This is a genomic window from Streptomyces sp. NPDC038707, from assembly GCF_040636485.1.
Taxonomy (GTDB): Bacteria; Actinomycetota; Actinomycetes; order Streptomycetales; family Streptomycetaceae; genus Streptomyces.
Genome location: NZ_JBEZUP010000043.1, coordinates 49,531 through 63,149, shown reverse-complemented (window position 1 = coordinate 63,149; position 13,619 = coordinate 49,531). Strand labels below are relative to the sequence as shown.

Sequence of the window (13,619 nt, the reverse complement as noted above, 5' to 3'; positions counted from 1 at the left end):
ATCAACCACAACCCACAACTGCCATGGTCCTTCCTCGCCCACACCGGCCTGACCATCCACCCACCACAGCCACTGAACTTACGAAAAGATCAGTAGTGCGCAGGTCAGAAAGGGTCCTCCCCGCCGACGCGGGGGTGTTCCGACGGGCTCGCATCGGGGGTCGAGGAACATCGAGTCCTCCCCGCCGACGCGGGGGTGTTCCGGTCCTCGACGCCTACGTGCACGAGCTGGCCGAGTCCTCCCCGCCGACGCGGGGGTGTTCCGCTGCCTACCGGCGCCTCCCAGATAGCTTTCTGGTCCTCCCCGCCGACGCGGGGGTGTTCCGGCGGGCCGGATCAGCACGACTCCGGCCGCAAAGTCCTCCCCGCCGACGCGGGGGTGTTCCGCCAGTGCCGCCGTTCGTCTGGCACGCCATCCAGTCCTCCCCGCCGACGCGGGGGTGTTCCGGTGGTCGCGGTCTTCTCCTCGTGGACGCCTACGTCCTCCCCGCCGACGCGGGGGTGTTCCGACGTCCCCGACAGCCCCGTGCGAATGCGTACCGTCCTCCCCGCCGACGCGGGGGTGTTCCGGAGTCCGAGGCCAAGCACGGCAACGCCGAGGCGTCCTCCCCGCCGACGCGGGGGTGTTCCGCTCGGCATCCTGCCCAAGGTCATCAACGACCCGTCCTCCCCGCCGACGCGGGGGTGTTCCGGCCCCCTAGAGGTTGTTCATCCGGTTAAAGAAGTCCTCCCCGCCGACGCGGGGGTGTTCCGGAGGGATGGCAGGTCCGGTCCGACCAGCTCTCGTCCTCCCCGCCGACGCGGGGGTGTTCCGGCCCTCGGGTAGGCGTCTCACGCCCGAACAGGGTCCTCCCCGCCGACGCGGGGGTGTTCCGGAGGCTCGCGCATGGCGACTGCCACAGCCCAGGTCCTCCCCGCCGACGCGGGGGTGTTCCGGGCCTGGTCGTCGCGGCAGCAGCCGGGAACACGTCCTCCCCGCCGACGCGGGGGTGTTCCGCCGACTACAACACCCTCACCCCGGCCGCCCAGGTCCTCCCCGCCGACGCGGGGGTGTTTCACACGACGCGATGCCGCGCGAGGAGCTGCTGGCGTCCTCCCCGCCGGGGCGGGGGTGTGACGGTCGTGTAGATCACTGGCGCAGCGGAGCTTTTCCCGCCGGTGCATGGGTATCTCGGCGTTCGATGAGTAGTGCGGCGCCGCCTCGAATGTATGCCTTCGGTATGCGGCAGGAAAGGCACGCGGCTCCGGAGGCCGTATGGGTCCCGTGCGTTTACGCAGGTCAGAGCGCTATCTGACGCGCTATCAGGTAGGCGGTCCCGCGCATGTCCCGCGATTTAGAAATATCCGTTCTGTTACATATTTCGTGATTGTGAGGTCCCGCGCGGTCCCGACCCCGGGGTCAGTGCCGTCCGGAAATATCTTGGACCGGCCCTGGCGTTCTCCTGCGGTCACAGTGTGTGAACGAGGGGGCGAACCTGAAGCTCTACAGCACGAAGGGCGGCGTGACCGAGGTCACGCCGCGTCTTGCCGAGGCTGAGGTCCATGTACAGCACCTTGTCGAGGCAGGCATGGAGACGCTGCTCGGCGTACAGTTCCTGGCTAGCGAGTACAGCACGGGACCGGTCCATGGAGGCCGGATCGACTCGCTCGGCCTGGACGAGAACGGGTCACCTGTCGTCGTGGAGTACAAGCGCGGTGTCGACGCCGGCGTCATCAACCAGGGGCTGTTCTACCTGAGCTGGCTCGTGGACCACCGGGCGGAGTTCGAGCGCCTGGTCCGCGACCGGCTCGGGGTATCGGCCGCAGCCCAGGTGCGGTGGAGCAGTCCGAGGCTGATCTGCATCGCAGGCGACTTCAGCCGCTACGACGTACACGCCGTGCGCGAGCACCGGCGTAGCATCGATCTGGTCCGCTACCGACTCTTCGGCAGCGACCTGCTCGGCCTTGAGACCGTAGCCTCCACCGGCGGCAGGCTATCGACCGCGGGTAGGGCCCGCAGGAGCCTGGCCGCGCCAATGGGCGATGTCGCCCACCTCGCGCCGCTGGACGAGCTGAAGCAGGCGCTGCACGAGACGCTGCTCGGCCTCGGCGACGTGACCCTCGTGCAGCGCAAGACGTACCGGGCGTATCAGCGCCTGCGGAACTTCGCCTGCGTCTGCCCGCCGCAGAAGACCAAGATCCTCGTCTATGTGAAGGTCGATCCGAAAGAGGTCGACCTGGTGCCCGGCTTCACTCGCGACGTGACGGGCCTCGGCCATCACGGCACGGGCAACCTGGAGGTACAGCTGCGCACGCAAAGGGACGTCGAGCGCGCGCAGGACCTGTTCCGGGCCGGCTACGCGGCGGCGTGAGCGGCTCCTGTCCGTGGTGTTCTGCGGAAAAGGTGGTCTTCAGCGAGCCTTTCGACGCAGGGGTAGAAGGGTGGCGGTGGACTATCAATGATGCTCAGGACCGCCGGTTTGGCTAACCGGCGGTCCTGCGCTATGTTCCCCGCCCGCGGCGAAGCGCTCAGTGTCTACTGACCATGGTGAGGGTGCGCACGGCGCCTTCTGTGCCCAACGGCCGAGCGGCAGGAGCCCCCCACCCAGTTGCGTGCTGAGTCGTTCGAGTGGCGGCCGGCGGCTGTGGCAGGATAAGTGGCTGGCCGCCGGCCTTGAAGTCGAAGAGGGCGATGATGGGTACGAAAATCCCCATCAGGGCTGCCCATACGGTAGCTCCCGCCATAACGCTCTCTCGCTTTGTGCGGCCAAGGCCGATCATTGCGATTCCGCAGAGGATTGAAACCAAAGTCGCGCCGAAAAGCAGCATGGTCACTGCGACAGCGACTTTTTCGTTGGGAGTCATTCTCCCCGGTGCTCCTTCTGATTAGAGGCGACCGGGCGATGCCGACAGACTCGACCGGCCACCTACGCGAACATAGGTATGCCATAGCGTCAGCTGTCCGATTAGCGTGAGGATCAGACAGCTTTGCCTGAGTGGCGGAAATGGCGGTTTCCGCCGCTCGGTCGAGTTCTGTCGCAGTAGTCCATGCAACTTCACTCGCGGGATGTTGCCAGTTCATGCTGTGAGCGCCTGAGTGGATAGCTGCCTGTGACTGTTGGCGGTTCAGGCATGAGTATCGGCTGGACTACACGCCGAGACTCTGGAAGCCCTTTTGCTGTCGGGGCCTCCGTTCGATGGCGTGATATTAGGGACAGTGGGTGCGCGTCGGCAAGTAGCGGTCACCGATCGGATGATCAATGAAACACCTGTTCTGGGAGGAATGTTGCGATGAGTCGCCAGCGCGCCCCTGGGTTCATGATTAGCGGCTCAGTGATTGGCGGTTTCTGGCCCGGGAGCATAGTCTCGTGAGACTGCCGCACCGTAGCGAAGTGGTGCCCCGCCCTGGCCGGGCTGCTGGCCGGTCAGCGCCGTAGTTGGGCTGGTGGCTGGTGAGGTGCTTCGGGAGGTAGAGCGGGAGTACCGTGGTATGCCTTTTTCGCCTGTGGTGGACGGGGCTGACGTATTCCGATTCCGTCGGCGAGTTCTCCGGTGAGGTGGGAAAGCAGGCCGGCGGGGGTGTATGCGGAGGCGTGGATGGCCCAGGTGGGGTGGTCGGGGTTCTGTCCTGCCCACAGGGTCCAGGTGGGGAGGTAGTGGCCGGGGTTCTGGGCGGCGAAGGCATCGAATTGCACACCAGCGTCTTTCTGGGGGGTTTCCCAGCGGATCCAGCGCCCGTCCATCGTGTGCTTCCACCCGAAGTCGGTGAGGGGTCGGGTGGCTTCGGTGACGGTCTTGTCCGTGATGGGGCTGCCGAGGGCTGTTTCCCGCGTGTCTGTGTCGGCCAGCTGGTCCAGCAGGGCCTTCAGCACGGGGGCGGGCGCGGTGTCGGTGGCGGTGAGGTGCCACATGCGTTCGGAGACCGGTGTTTCGTACGCGGCGACGGTCCAGGAGGTCTCCTGGGGGTCTGTTTCGTGGACGCGTTCGATGCGCAGGGTCTGGGACTCGTGGATGGCGTGGGTGGTGTCGTCGGACCAGGTGCTCCACTTCTGCCACTCGCCGTGTGCGGCGAGGAACTCCTCGAGCAGGGCGTCGTGGTCGCCGGGGTCGGCGGCGTACGCCGGCACGACTTCTGGTTCCGGGGCGGCTTCGGGCTGGGCCGGTGGCGGTTCGATGCCGGTATCCGGTGTGCCGAGGAAGGTGCGGGCTTGGGCGGTCTGGCGCTCGGTGTCGGTCAGGGGCGCCGGGCCGGGACGCATGCTGTCGCCGTGGACGCGTTCGAACACGGCGAGGGCCTGGGCGGGGGAGTCGAAGGTGTCGGCGACCTGCCGCAGGTGGTTCTCCCCGTGGAGGTAGACGCTCTTGCCCGTATCGAGGTAGGTGCCGACCGCGACAGTGGTGTGGCCGTCATGGGCGTGGGCGTGGATCAGGAGCCGTCCGTGCCGGATGTCGTCGTAGAGCTTCTGGGCCTGGTCGGAGACCTCCCGGATCTCCGACCGGGTGAGCCAGGGCATGGGGTAGTCGGCCCAGGTCCACTCCTCCTGAATGGCTTTGCGGAGCCGGTCGCTGATCTCGGTGGGGATCCCGGCCGCGTGGAGTTTGCCGGCGGTTTCGTTGGCCCAGTAGGGCTCCTCGTGGTCGATACGGACCAGGACGAGCGTGTTCTCCGCGGCGGCCTCCCAGCCGTCGGCCAGGAGGATGGCCAGGGCGCGATCGGCTTCGGTGCCGGTGACGGTCGCGGTCACGGCGCTGGAGTGAGTGGGGTGGGTGTCGAGGCGGGCGTGGGCGTCGAGGGCAGGTGCGGTCACGCGGGGTGCTCTTTCCGCCCGGTGGCCGGGACCGGTTCGGGTCCGGCCACCGGCATGGTCGGGGTCAGCGGGTGAGGCGGCCGGCGGGGGCCGCGGTGGTGGGGGCGGGGCCGGTGCGCCGGGCTGGCGGGGTCGTGCGGGGCGGGGGTCCGGTTGCCGGGGAGGTGGCTTGCTGCCAGCGGGTGCGGATGGCTGTCAGCTCCGCGAGGGCGCGGCGGCTGCCGACCACGAGCTGGTAGGGGCTGTTGGCCGGGTCGTCGGTGAAGGCTTCGATGCGGCGGCCGACGTGGTGGGCGGTGGCGAGGACGGACCGGTGCAGGATGCGCTCGGCGAGGTAGGGCGCGGACACGTCCGGTTTGGCGAGGAAGCCGAGCACCTCCCGCGCGTCGGGCGTGTTGCCCAGGGCACCGTGCTGCTGGGCCTGCCAGAGGACGGTCACGGGATCGACGGGTGCGCGCCGGTGTACCAGTGTGGTCAGGCACTGCCAGAGTCCGGCGTGCAGGGGGAGGGTGAAGTCCTCTCCGGTCAGCCAGCGCATCTGCTCGATCTCGGCCGGCCGGGCGGTGGCCGTGGCGAGCAGCAGCCGCTCCTCCTGGGCGGCCTGTTCGCCGCCGGGAAGGGCGTCGTGCGGGGGTGTGGGGGTGCGGGGCGGGGAGCCGGAGTGCGGGGGGAAGGCGGCGGCGATGCCGTCCACGACGGATGAGAGGGCGTCGGCTTCGGCCAGGGTGCTCGGCACGGGATGGGGGAGCGAGGTGTCCCGCGCGGTGTGCGTCAGGCGCTGGGCGGCCTTGTGTAGGCGGCGGCGGGCGTGCTCGGCTGCGATGATCCGCGCGTATGCGGGCGTGTGCCGGGGGGTGGGGCAGGCGCTGATGAGGGCGTGCAGGTGGGCGGCGGTCAGCCCGCGAGCCCGCTCACGGGCGGCGGTGAGCACCTTGCCCAGCCAGGCGATGTGCTCGGCGTGCTCACCCGGGCGGGTGGCGGGCCGCGCACGCAGGGCGGCGACCGCGGCGGCGTGATCGGCGGTCTCGACGGGGGCGGGGGCCGGCAGGGCTTGGACCGCGGCGAACACCGCGGCGTGCACCGCGGTGGTGAACGCGTCGGGTTCGATGCCGGTGATGTCGGGCAGGCGGTGCGGTTCGGACAGGAGGGCGCCGAGCAGGGCCTGTTCGGCGAAGTAGCCCGGCGGCGACGGTGCGCTGGCGCCGGGGCCGTCCTTGTGCGGGTGGGTGGTGCGGGGCATCAGGCTGCGAGCGTGAAGTCGTCGGGGTTGAAGGGGACGTTCAGGTGCGCGGCGAGGAGGTGGGCGGCGAGCCGGGGTGGGACGGCGTTGCCGATCTGGGAGAACTGCTGGCCCTTATTGCCCTGCCAGGGGTAGTCGGCCGGGAAGGATTGCAGGACGCCCGCCTCCCGGGCGGTGATCTTGATCGGCTCGGGCACCACCATGCTCTTGCCCGCGGTGTCGCCGGGGCTGCGGGTGGCGGGTTCGGCGACCCAGGTGCACTCGTTCGCGCGGTGCCCGAAGAACAGCGTCCCGGCCGGCTCCCGGATCGACCGGACGGTGGCGTGGGCCTGGTTGTTGCTGCGCAGGGACCATGCCCAGCGGTGTGCTTCGGCGGTGCACGTCGGCGCCGGGCGGTCGGCGGGCCGGTCGGAGCCGGGCCGGGCGGCCCAGGCGGGCCCTTCACGACGGGATCGCAGGACGGCTCCGCCCGGGTGGGGAGTCCAGGCGCCGCGGTCACGGGCATCGGCGAGGGTCTTACGGGAGCCGGAGGGGAAGGGCTCGGGGCCGCCTCCCGGGCCCCCGCCGGCACACACGGTGGGCACCGGGCCGTCGGTCCGGCCCCACCCCAGGGCCTCGGCCATCGACACCCACCGGGCGCGGCCGGGCCCGAACAGCGACTCCGGCTCGGCGACCTGGGCGTGCGTGGGCGGCGGAGGCCCGGCGGAACGCACCCGGGAGGCGAGCAAGAACGCACGACGCCGGGTCTGGGGGACGCCGTAGTCGGCCGAGTTGAGGATCCCGGTCCACACCGAAAACCCCCAGGTGCGCAGGATGGCGGCGTACTGCCGCCACAGGGGCAGGACGTCGGGGACCTCCTCCATGGCCACCCACTCCGGCTCGCCCACCGCATTCAGGGCGTGCAGGTAGCGCATGGGCTCGGCGGCGAGCAAGGAGCGCGGGTCGGCGCAGGCGGCCAGGAGCTGGTCGCGGGTGTCGCGGCCGGCGGCGAGGTCGGCGACGGCCTGGTGGACGAGGGGCTGATCGACCAGGCCCAGGCGCTTGCCGGCCATCGACCACGCCTGGCACGGCGGGGAGGCGATCAGCCCCAGGACACGTCCGGAGAAGATCCATGCCGGGTAACAGGCAACATCCGTCTGCACCGTCAACTGCCCGGCCCGGACACGGGTTTTGCAGGCCCAGGTGTCCCACTCCAGGCCGACGTCCCGGGCCCCGAGGAGGGAGAGGGCGTGGCTCCAGCCGCCGGGGCCGGCGAACAGGTCGAGGATGATCCGCCTCACACGGTCACCCCGAAGTCGCCCCGGAAGTGCCGCAATTGCACGTTTGTATGGACTGGGCGGGATATGGCGGATTGAGGCAGGGGCTGGCCTTCCATCTGAGAAGCCGCTGACAGAGGAGGGTTGAGAACTTCGACCCCGCAGGCGCCCGCGGGTCTCGGCGGGTCAGGGTGTCGCCGAGGTGGCCCGGCGCACCGGCGTTCAGCCGCCGTATCCGGAGCTGAGCGCGGGGTCGGCCACTCAAGGCCGGGCATGTCAGCGGCTTTTCGCTGCGCGCGGCGCCGCGGCGGGGGGCGGTGTGGCGGGCGCGGGGTGGGCCTGTGCGGAGTTGACGGGGCCGGGTGTGCGGGCGGGGGCGGCGGCTTGTACGCGAGCGGGTGGGGACGCCAGTTCGACCGCTGCTGCCTGCAGCTCATCGGCTGCGACTTCGAGTATCTCGTCGGCTGCGTCACAGCAGCCGGTGATGATCTCGCTGACATGCCGACGCTGGCGTTCCAAGTCCGACGGGCTGTTGTGATACGAGGGGTGGGTGGTGAAGTTGAAGATCGTTACTTCGGCCTGCAGTCGGCCGAGTTCGGTCATGGCTTCGCCGAGCGGGGCGAGAGCACCGCTGTACGCCACCACGGCCTTCTTCGCGTCCGCGGAAGACAGGTCCAGGCGGTGGCTGACCTGGTCACTGACAGCGGTGAGGATTCCGGCCAGGGTGTGCACCTGCGCGGTGACGCTGTCCAGGTGCGGGATGGCGGGAGCAGCGGGCAGGGCGCGCAGCTGGAAGCGGAGGCGGTTGATCTGGCCGGCCATGTCGTAGAGGGCCAGGGCCTGGGTGATGCTGGTCATGATCAGTGCTTTCGGGGTCTCGGTCCGGCGGATCGGGCTGGTGGGGTCACGCGGTGAGGTCGAAATCGCTCCGCACGGGGTCGCCGGATCGGCAGGCCCACGGTGAGCAGCCGTCCACCACCCCGTTCTCCAGGTCCTCCACCACCGCGGTGCGGTCATCGATCTCCTGCTGGCGGGCAGCCCACTCGGCCGCCGTGACGTGGTCGATCGGCGCCTCGCTGAGCGGTACTCGGGAGCGGTGGAGGAACGCCTGCCCGAGCAGGCGATTGCCGCCGGCGTTCGCGCGGGCGTTGCCCGCCCGGATCGCGGCGTCGAACGCGACGACGTCCTGCCACTCCTCGGGGCTGGTGTCACGGATGTGACGCCACTGCGCGTTGCCGTGGAAGGGGCAGCCCAGGCAGCTGGACTTCGGGGTGTCGGCGAGGCCGAGGGAGGTGAGGTAGCGCAGGCAGTCGCTGCGGGACCAGCCCAGGTCGATCAGGGGGTGGCGGTTTCGCATGTAGCGGACGTCGGCGTCCTTGGCGCGGTGGAACTCGTCGGTGGAGATGCCCACCCACTGCTCGGCGAAGACATCCTTCGGGATGCGCTGCGGGTAGGGGTAGCCGAGGAGTTCGCGGACTTGTCGTTTTATCGGTTTGATCTTGTATTCGCCGGTGCACTGGCGCCGGGTCATGCCCTGCTTGCCGTCCTGGTTGAGGATGTAGAGGGGCATGGACGCGAAGCGGTGGTCCGGGTCGAGGGCGTCACGCCGGATGTTGCCGGAGGAGACGCGCAGGATGGGTATCCCGGCGGGAGCGGCGATCTCCTTCTCCAGCCGGTCCAGGTGCTCGTAGACGGCGCGGGGCTCCCAGCCGGTGTCGGCGAAGATGGCGTAATCCGCCTTGGGAAGAACGCCGTTGGCGGACAGGGCGAGCAGGGTGCTGGACTGGACGCCGGCACCGAGTGAGATGCAGATGAGGGTGGGTGTGGCGGGAATCGGGGACTTCCTTGCGTGAACGAGGCAGCGGCGAGGCGCCGACGGTGCGCAGGTGTCAGCGGTGGGCGCGTGCGGTGCCGGCCGCGGCCGGGGCGGGGATGGGCCGGGCCGCGGGCGGACCGGGGATGTGGACGGTGTTGATGACCGTGCTCAGGACGGTGATGCCGAGGGCGGTCAGGCGTACGCGGTCGCGTGAGGGGCCGTGGGGGAAGAGCGGGGGCACTGTGGCGGGCTCGCGCGTCAGCAGGCCCTGGGCTTCCAGGTGGCGCAGTGCGTCGACGGGCACCGGCACGGTGTGGCCGTAACCGCGCTCGCTGTATTGACCGGTGACGGCGACGTGGCCCTGGGCGACTTCGAGCAGCGCACCGCGCTGGGCCGTGTCCAGGGCGGGGAGCGTGGTGGTGCTGCGTGCCCGCTGGGGCAGCCGGGTGGCGATCTGCGTGGCGGAGGCGACGATGGCCGCCGGTGCGAGCGCGGTGAGTTCACGGGCCAGCCGCAGGTACTGGCCGAACCCGCGGCGGGGATCGGGACGCCTTTCCTCGGCGTCCTCGGCGGGGACGGCCTGCTGGGCGGCGGCGAGATAGCGCGTGGCCCCGCCGGCCAGGTAGGCGGTCTGCGTCAGCCGGACGACGGCGCTGGTGACCGGCTCGACGGCCGGCAGATGCTGCTGCCGCACCGTCTTGATGGACGTGAGGGTCTCGCGTTCCAGCCGGTGGGAGGAGGACACGTAAGCGTCCGGGGGAAGCGGGGCGCGGCCGGTGAACAGCAGGTCGATCGCATCGTTGTGCTGGGTGTAGAGGTCGGCGAGTGCCAGCAGCCGCTCCACGGGCGTCAGCGCGACGGGCGTGTCCACGTCGAACAGCGGGGTGTCGGGGTCGGGGGGTGTCATCAGTGGCGGGGCTTGGCCGCGGGCGGGGACGGGACGGGCGGGAGCACTGCCGGCGTGGTCTGCCCGCCGGGCGGCAGGGGCGTGGTCAGGCAGGTGCGGGCGTACGACAGCGCGAGCAGGGCACCGCCTGCGTGACGGATGAGCCGGCTGTGGGCGTCGAGCCGGTCGGGGGTGCTCGGGGTATCGGGATCGCTCAGGTGGAGAGTGAGGGAGGGGGCCAGTGCCAGGGTGTAGTGGGCGGTGGCGCGGCCGAGGTGCGCGGCTGTCCGGCTGAGCGGCTCGACGCGGGCCTGGTCTGCGGGCTCGGCGTGCTCGTAGGCGAGGCCGAAGTGGGCGTCATCGGCCGCGCGGGCTGTCAGGTGACAGAGCAGGTCGATGTGGCGCATCACGGTGAACACGCCGTGGGGGAAAACGCCGGGCGGATGGTCGCGCAGGTCGGTGATCACTGCGTCGATCGCTTCGACCATCGTCATCTCGTCCAGGTCGGTCGGCTCGTAGCGAGGCAAGAGGGCAGGCTCCTTGGGAGGGTTCAGCGGGTCGCCGCCCGGGCCGCGGTGGGCCTGGCGGCGGGAGGCAGGGTTGCGGGCGGGGCCGAGCGAGGCCGGCCCAAGACCGCGGCCAGGGCCTGGCAGCCCTCGGTGGTGAGGTGCAGCCGTTCGGCGTGCAGCCACAGCGCGCAGGGTTCTCGGCGTATCAGGCCACGGCTTTCCAGGGAGCGGATCGTGGTGATGGTGATCCGCCCGGTGCCAAGCTCGACGAGGACCTTGTCCTCCTGCCGGTCGAGGGTGACCCGGCCGGCGGCGACGGCTTCGAGCGCCGCCTGCTGCGCGGATGACAGGGCCGGTAGCGGCCGGAAGGCGCCGGGGTGCCACTGGCGCAGTTCGCGGGCGAGGAGACCCGCGGCGGCCAGGCAGTCCTCGGCGCCGAGGCCGGTCAGCTGTCCGGCCAGGCGGATGTGGTGCGCGGCCTCCGCCGTCTGTGTGCTGGTCAGACCCGTTGCCGCTTTCTGCCCGGGGCTGGGGAAGACAGCCGTGGACAGCAGGTCGACTGCGTCGAGGAGGTGATCGGCGGCGATCACGGCCAGGGTGGCGAGCTGCGTCATCCGGGCGAGGACACGTTCGACGTCCCGTGAGGGGTAGAGCCCCGGTGCCGCGCGGATGGCCTCACGCGCGTCGAGCGCCCCTCGGGCCAGGGCCTGGGGCGCCGGGATGTGCTCGGCCGCTGCCACGGTCGCGTGGGCAGGGTGCGCCGAGTTGATGCGGAGGAGAATGTCGTGGTGCCGGGTGAAGTCGGCGCCCAGGAGCAGAAGGCGCTCGGGCAGGGAAAGGTCGGGCAAGGTCATCGTCTCGGGGGTCGGCCGGCGTGCGCGCGGGCTGCCTGCGCGGCGGCATGGTGGACGTGAGGGCTGACGGGGGCTGTGGTCGCGGGGGTGATCAGCGCACCCGAGCCGTTCTGGACGAGGTAGGGCAGGTCCTTGAAGAGCCGCTCGACCGGTGCCGGGTTGCCAGGTGAGCAAAGAACTGCCGGGCCAGCTCCTCGGGTGCGTCGCGGCTGACGGTCGCGGTCCACTCCGTGTCGAACCCGTCGTACACCGAATGCGTGAACCGCCAGGGCAGCTCACTGTCGGGTTCGTGGGTCAGGACGCAGTGCCCGTCGGGGGAGGTGTAGACCGTGGTGGCCTCGGTGTGGGTGGCGGCCCAGCCGTTGAGGGCGGCGGTCTGGTCGAGGGCGGTGGTGGTGAGGGGGATGCGGTCGGCGTGCCGGGCGTCGCCGAGGGACTGGGGCAGGGCCTGGGCGACGGCGGCGATGGCCTCGATGGGGGTCTGCCGGGAAAACCGGGCCGACCAGTTGGGGTCGTGGTGGCGGAAGGTCCACCACATGCCGTCGAACCGGGTCGGTTCGAAGTCGAGGAAGGCACTGCCACAGGGACTGTCCAGGCGCATGTGCCCGCTGGCCGGGTCGTGATCGTGGGACCAGTCGAACAGGTGGATCAGGGGGCCGAGTGCGTCGGCGATCCTGGTGCCGGACCCGGCCAGGTGCCTGGGGGAGACGAGCACGAGGTCCTCGGCCGCCAACGTGTTCATCGCCGCCGCCCGGCCGTAGACGCGGCAGAGGGAGCGGGCCGGGCCGGCGCTGACGGTGCCGTTTGCGAGGGCCTTTGGGTGTCCAGGACCAGCAGTCCGGCGGCGGTGACCGTGACGTCCTGGCCGCCGAGCGCAGAGTCCCGCTCCTGGACGCGGACGAGCCGGTTCTTCGCCAGGAGGTGGAACCGCTTGCCGTGGATGGTGCTGCCGTCACCGGCACGGACGCTCTCGCGGCCCCCGCGCAGCGAACGCCAGAAGCGGGCACCGCCCTGGGCGATCCTCTCCAACGTCGTGTACTGGCTGCGGGTGAGCTTCGGCAGCGGCGGCATGCGCTGCGGATGCCGTGTGAGATCCCGGATGATCCCGGAGGCGGCGTACTGGCAGCCTGTCGCGCAGACATCCAGCTGGTGGGCGGCATCGGCGAGGATGTCCGCCAGCCCGGCACGGATCTTGGCATTCTGGGCCTGCCGGGCGGCGTCGTCCAGAAGCGGCTCGCCGGAGAACCCGGCCGCGTCCAGTGGGTTGTCGGCCACCGCTTCCGCGAGGTCGAGGGCGACCAGACAGGCCGCTTCCACGACGGTGCTCAGGCACTTCAAGGAGGAACGGCTGCCGGGAACGACGGTGTACTGGCTGCCGTCGAGAACGGTCAGCTGCCACAGGGTACGGCCGGTCAGCTCGTGCACTTGGGCGATGACCGGGACGAGCTGCCGGAGCAGTTCGCTGCCCGGATCCGGCTTCAGCGCGGTGACGCCGGCCTTGAGGGCGTCGAAGTCCGCGCCGAGCCGGCGCAGGTCGTCAGCGGTTGCGAGGAGATCGATCTGGCGGACGGTGATGGTCAGGCTCCAGGTAGGTCAGCGGGAACGGCGCGGTGCCGGCCCTGCGCCCGGACAGCGGGGGACGGCGGCGTCGGAAGGACGCGGGGACGGGGCGGGAATCGCGTCGGGGGTGGGGATGCCCAGCTCGACGTGGACGGTGATGCCGTAGGAGTGGGCGTGGGTCTCCGCGCGGACCACCGCCCCCAGCAGATGGGGCATCCCCAGCGGCATGGCCGGCTCGTAGGAGGTGCCGTCCGCCGAGCGGACGAAGCCGTGCTGTTCCAGGAGCAGTCGGGCTACTTCGGTGGTGGCGGTCGCTTGGAAGCTGGTGGGGGTGAGCGTGAAGCGGATGCCGGGATCGGGCCGGGGCTCTTGCGGGCTCCACCGGGTGGTCCAGGACAGGTCGACCAAGTCGTGGGTGTGGGTTAAAAGCCCGTACATCGCTATCCCGGCGCGCTCGTTGGCTTCCTCGGACGTGGTGGGCGGCAACAGGTAGACCGTGCGGTCGTTGATCCTGCGGGCGGTGAATCCGGCGCCGGTCAGCAGACTGTTGGCGCCGCGGATGGGGCGGTTGAGAACGACGAACGTGTGACCGTCATCGGTGGAGCCGATGAACACGTCCGGGACGTTCACGAAAGACACGGAATCTCCGGTGCGAGGTCAGGACTTGCTACGAGCGGAATGGGGGAGGCCATGTCGGCGTGGGCAACGCCGA

At 70.5% G+C, this 13,619-nt stretch carries 13 protein-coding genes and 1 CRISPR repeat array; of the genes, 1 reads left to right on the top strand and 12 read right to left on the bottom strand.

Going from position 1 to position 13,619, the window contains the following annotated elements; all coding sequences use genetic code 11:
- Positions 1–113: 113 nt before the first annotated feature.
- Positions 114–1,118: a CRISPR direct-repeat array (repeat unit 29 nt; unit sequence GTCCTCCCCGCCGACGCGGGGGTGTTCCG).
- 338 nt (positions 1,119–1,456) lie between these two features.
- A complete protein-coding gene (locus AB0E62_RS35665) occupies positions 1,457–2,350 on the top strand; it encodes a DUF5655 domain-containing protein (RefSeq protein ID WP_362203736.1) in 894 nt (297 codons plus the stop codon).
- A 157-nt stretch (positions 2,351–2,507) separates the two neighbouring features.
- Here the strand turns inward: AB0E62_RS35665 and AB0E62_RS35660 are convergent, their stop codons facing one another.
- From AB0E62_RS35660 to AB0E62_RS35605, 12 genes are all read right to left on the bottom strand, one after another.
- Positions 2,508–2,843, bottom strand: a complete 336-nt coding sequence (locus AB0E62_RS35660) for a hypothetical protein (protein WP_362203733.1) — start codon at positions 2,841–2,843, stop codon at positions 2,508–2,510.
- A 560-nt stretch (positions 2,844–3,403) separates the two neighbouring features.
- Entirely contained in the window at positions 3,404–4,786 is a 1,383-nt protein-coding gene (locus AB0E62_RS35655; RefSeq protein WP_362203731.1) for a DUF317 domain-containing protein, read from the bottom strand.
- 64 nt (positions 4,787–4,850) lie between these two features.
- On the bottom strand, positions 4,851–6,026 hold the full coding sequence (locus tag AB0E62_RS35650) for a DnaB-like helicase N-terminal domain-containing protein (protein ID WP_362203729.1): 1,176 nt from the start codon (positions 6,024–6,026) through the stop codon (positions 4,851–4,853).
- Complete coding sequence (locus AB0E62_RS35645; protein WP_362203757.1) at positions 6,026–7,297, bottom strand: DNA cytosine methyltransferase; 1,272 nt, start codon at positions 7,295–7,297, stop codon at positions 6,026–6,028. The genes AB0E62_RS35650 and AB0E62_RS35645 overlap by 1 nt, the downstream gene beginning before the upstream one ends.
- Before the next feature lie 261 nt (positions 7,298–7,558).
- Positions 7,559–8,140, bottom strand: coding sequence for a hypothetical protein (locus AB0E62_RS35640; RefSeq protein WP_362203726.1), 582 nt, complete (start codon positions 8,138–8,140; stop codon positions 7,559–7,561).
- Between the two features lie 46 nt (positions 8,141–8,186).
- The gene (locus tag AB0E62_RS35635) at positions 8,187–9,056 is read right to left on the bottom strand and encodes a hypothetical protein (protein ID WP_362203754.1); all 870 of its coding nucleotides are present in this window, start codon (positions 9,054–9,056) and stop codon (positions 8,187–8,189) included.
- A gap of 115 nt (positions 9,057–9,171) precedes the next feature.
- Positions 9,172–10,005, bottom strand: coding sequence for a hypothetical protein (locus AB0E62_RS35630; protein ID WP_362203723.1), 834 nt, complete (start codon positions 10,003–10,005; stop codon positions 9,172–9,174).
- On the bottom strand, positions 10,005–10,511 hold the full coding sequence (locus tag AB0E62_RS35625; protein WP_362203720.1) for a hypothetical protein: 507 nt from the start codon (positions 10,509–10,511) through the stop codon (positions 10,005–10,007). The genes AB0E62_RS35630 and AB0E62_RS35625 overlap by 1 nt, the downstream gene beginning before the upstream one ends.
- Positions 10,512–10,534: 23 nt before the next feature.
- The gene (locus AB0E62_RS35620) at positions 10,535–11,347 is read right to left on the bottom strand and encodes a hypothetical protein (RefSeq protein WP_362203717.1); all 813 of its coding nucleotides are present in this window, start codon (positions 11,345–11,347) and stop codon (positions 10,535–10,537) included.
- A 91-nt stretch (positions 11,348–11,438) separates the two neighbouring features.
- A complete protein-coding gene (locus AB0E62_RS35615; RefSeq protein ID WP_362203714.1) occupies positions 11,439–12,089 on the bottom strand; it encodes a DUF317 domain-containing protein in 651 nt (216 codons plus the stop codon).
- Positions 12,086–12,772, bottom strand: a complete 687-nt coding sequence (locus tag AB0E62_RS35610; RefSeq protein ID WP_362203711.1) for a hypothetical protein — start codon at positions 12,770–12,772, stop codon at positions 12,086–12,088. The genes AB0E62_RS35615 and AB0E62_RS35610 overlap by 4 nt, the downstream gene beginning before the upstream one ends.
- Before the next feature lie 168 nt (positions 12,773–12,940).
- On the bottom strand, positions 12,941–13,546 hold the full coding sequence (locus AB0E62_RS35605; protein WP_362203708.1) for a hypothetical protein: 606 nt from the start codon (positions 13,544–13,546) through the stop codon (positions 12,941–12,943).
- Positions 13,547–13,619 lie beyond the last annotated feature (73 nt).

Bases quoted from the DNA above. Each gene is read 5' to 3' on its own strand.
- AB0E62_RS35660 (WP_362203733.1), bottom strand. From the start codon at position 2,843: ATGACTCCCAACGAAAAAGTCGCTGTCGCAGTGACCATGCTGCTTTTC.
- AB0E62_RS35650 (WP_362203729.1), bottom strand. From the start codon at position 6,026: ATGCCCCGCACCACCCACCCGCACAAGGACGGCCCCGGCGCCAGCGCA.
- AB0E62_RS35640 (WP_362203726.1), bottom strand. From the start codon at position 8,140: ATGACCAGCATCACCCAGGCCCTGGCCCTCTACGACATGGCCGGCCAG.
- AB0E62_RS35630 (WP_362203723.1), bottom strand. From the start codon at position 10,005: ATGACACCCCCCGACCCCGACACCCCGCTGTTCGACGTGGACACGCCC.
- AB0E62_RS35620 (WP_362203717.1), bottom strand. From the start codon at position 11,347: ATGACCTTGCCCGACCTTTCCCTGCCCGAGCGCCTTCTGCTCCTGGGC.
- AB0E62_RS35615 (WP_362203714.1), bottom strand. From the start codon at position 12,089: ATGAACACGTTGGCGGCCGAGGACCTCGTGCTCGTCTCCCCCAGGCAC.